At 72.2% G+C, this 2,953-nt stretch carries 2 protein-coding genes; one reads left to right on the top strand and one right to left on the bottom strand.

All coding sequences use genetic code 11. The features are described 5' to 3' along the window. Window positions 1-435: hypothetical protein (locus tag CCR97_RS31465; protein WP_207199628.1), on the bottom strand; the 435-nt coding region annotated here is incomplete at its 3' end. Between the two features lie 318 nt (window positions 436-753). Here CCR97_RS31465 and CCR97_RS32450 point away from each other — a divergent pair. After that, window positions 754-2,742: an autotransporter domain-containing protein gene (locus tag CCR97_RS32450; protein WP_201160171.1), complete on the top strand. Its 1,989-nt coding sequence runs from the start codon at window positions 754-756 to the stop codon at window positions 2,740-2,742. The last annotated feature ends 211 nt before the right edge of the window (window positions 2,743-2,953 follow it).

The raw sequence follows: 2,953 nt of genomic DNA, 5'->3' as shown, positions 1-2,953 counted from the left end.
TTCAACGGCGCCGACGCGACCAGCCCGGATAGCCAAGGGGGCGGCGGCGGCGGCGGCTACAGTTTCACGGCGACCGGCGATGTGACGTCTCCCTCGACCGGGGGCAATGGCGGCACCGGGGGTGCGGGCACCGAGGTGTCGGGCAGCGGCGGCGGCGGCGGCGGCGGCGGCGACGGCGTCCGGATCACGTCCGGCTCGGCCGTGACAGTGTCGGCGGTCGTTCGAGGCGGGACCGGAGGTTTCGGCGGTGCGATGGGTGCGCTTGGCTCTTACGGTGCGGGTGGCGGCGGCGGTGCGGGCATCGTCATGCAGACGGCGAGCGGGCTGACGATCCGGGCCGCCGTCTCGGGCGGACAGGGTGGCACCGGCGGCGTCCAACCGTACAGCGACGGTGCCGGCGGCGGCGGGGGTGGCGCCGGTGTGATCCTGCTTCAAGGAGGCGCTCTCGGGATCGCCGCCGCCGTCACGGGTGGCGATGGGGGTCTGGACGCCTATTATTCGAGAGGAAACGGCGGCAGCGGCGTCGTCGCGAATGCGGCCGCGCAGGTGACGGTGGCGGGGGGGATCACGGTCGCCGGAGGCTCTTCTTCCGGCGTCGGCATCGGCAGCGGAGGCGCCGGCTTGGTGCTGTCCGGGGGAGGAACCCTGGAAAACGCCGGCATCATCCGAGGCGGAGACGGAGGCACCTTTTCTTCAGCGCAAACTTGGGGTGGCGTGACCGGCGGAACCGGCAACGGCGGAGCGTCGGGCTTCGTGCCTTATTCGTCCGCACCGGTGCGCGGCGGCGTCGGCGTGATCGGCACCGGGCTGAGCATCGTCAATGCCGGGACGATCGCCGGCGGGACGGGGGGTGGCGTACAGGCCAATGCCATCGAGCTGTCGGGCAGCAACAACCGGCTGGAGCTCCGGGCCGGCTCCGTGATCACCGGCAACGTGGTGGTCGCGGGTGGCGGCAGCAACAACGTGCTCGCCGTCGGGGGCACGACCGCCAGCAGCTTCGACGTCTCGCAGATCGGGGCGAGCGTGCAGTATCGCGGGTTCGACCGGTTCGAGAAGACCGGCGCGAGCGCCTGGACCCTGACCGGGACCAACACGGCGGCGCTTCCCTGGACCGTGCAGCAGGGCGCGCTGCTGGTGAACGGGTCGCTGACGAACTCCACGTTCACGGTCGATGGCGGGCTGCTCGGCGGCACCGGCACGATCGGGACCACGCAGATCAATGCCGGCGGCACCCTCGCGCCGGGCAACTCGATCGGCACCATCACGGTCGCCGGCAATCTCACCTTCGCGTCCGGCGGCATCTACGCCGTCGAGGTGTCGCCGACGACGGCCGACCGCACCAATGTCACGGGCACGGCGACGCTCGCCGGCACCGTGCAGGCGACGTTCGCGCCCGGTGCCTACGTGAACAAGCGCTACACCATCCTGCATGCCGACGGCGGCCGCGGCGGCACCACCTTCTCGACCCTGACGACGAGCGGCATTCCGGCGAACTACGCGGCGAGCCTCGGCTACGATCCGACCAACGTCTATCTCGATCTGGTCGGGGTGCTCGGCCACGGGTCGGGCGGGCTGCCCGGCAATGCGCAGAACGTCGCGAACGCGATCAACGGCTACTTCAACAACGGCGGCGCCCTGCCGCCCAACTTCGTGTCGTTGTTCGGTCTCAGCGGAGCATCGCTCACCACGGCACTGTCGCAGCTCTCCGGCGAGGTGACGGCGGGGGCCCAGCAGGCCGCGTTCCAGCTCGGCAACCAGTTTCTCTCGGTGATGCTCGATCCGTTGGGCTATGGCCGCGGCGGCTTCGCCGGAGCCGGCGGGCCGGCGGGCGCGGCCCTCGGCTACGCCAAGTCGCCTCGCATCATGGGCAAGGCACCGGCCAGCGATGTGGTCGCCGCGGTTCCGCTCGGCTGGTCCGTGTGGGGGAGCGCCTATGGCGGTGCCAACAAGACCGCCGGCGACGCCCGCGTCGGCTCGAACGACGTGACCGCCCGCACGGGTGGCGTGATGGCCGGGGCCGACTACCGGGTCGCGCCCGGAACGACGCTCGGCTTCGCGCTCGGCGGCGGCCTCACCGGCTGGGATGCTGCCAACGGTCTCGGCAGCGGTTCGGGCGACGCCTTCCAGGCCGGCCTCTACGGCGTGACGCGGCCCGGCCCGTGGTACCTCGCCGGCGCGCTTTCGTTCACCCAGCAATGGGCGAAGACCGAGCGCACCGCCTTCGCCGGCGATCGGCTGGAAGGGCGCTTCGCGCCGCAGACCTACGGGGGCCGTCTGGAGACGGGGTGGCGCTACGTCACGCCGACCGGCGCGATCACGCCGTATGGCGCCGTGCAGGTCCAACGCTATCACGTGCCGGAGTTCAGCGAGGCGGATCTCGGCGGCGGTGGCTACGCGCTCGCCTATGCGGGGCGAAACACGGATGCGATGCGCAGCGAGCTGGGCGCTCGGGTCGAGCACTTCACGCTGCTCTCCGACCAGGCCCTGTTGGCGCTGCACGGGCGCCTCGCCTGGGCGCACGACCGGATCAGCGATCCCACGATGACGGCGGTGTTCCAGGCATTGCCGGGCTCGAGCTTCGCGGTCGCGGGTGCGACGCCGGCGAGCGACCTCGCGCTGCTCTCGGCCGGCGCGGAGGTGCGCCTCGCCTCCGGCTGGGCGCTCGCCGCACGTTTCGACGGCGAGCTCGCGTCGCAGGCCCAGACCTACAGCGGCACAGGAACCCTGCGCTACGCGTGGTGAGTCCGGCCGATCGACGCACCGCGAGGCCCGGCTCGCGGCGGCGTAGACCCCGGTCGCCACCACCTCCAGCCCGTCCGGTGCCACGCCGGGCGGGTTGCGTCCCGATCGACGCCGAGCCGGGAATGGTTCGGCGGAGAAATCCGAGGCGCGCCCTCGATCTGCGCCGACGCGATCATTCCCCCGGCCGGGGCGGTCGCTGACCTGGGCAGGG

The sequence above is a fragment of the Rhodoplanes elegans genome (assembly GCF_016653355.1).
Classification (GTDB): domain Bacteria; phylum Pseudomonadota; class Alphaproteobacteria; order Rhizobiales; family Xanthobacteraceae; genus Rhodoplanes; species Rhodoplanes elegans.
Note: the sequence above shows the minus strand (reverse complement) of the source record. Positions and strands in the feature narration are given on the sequence as shown.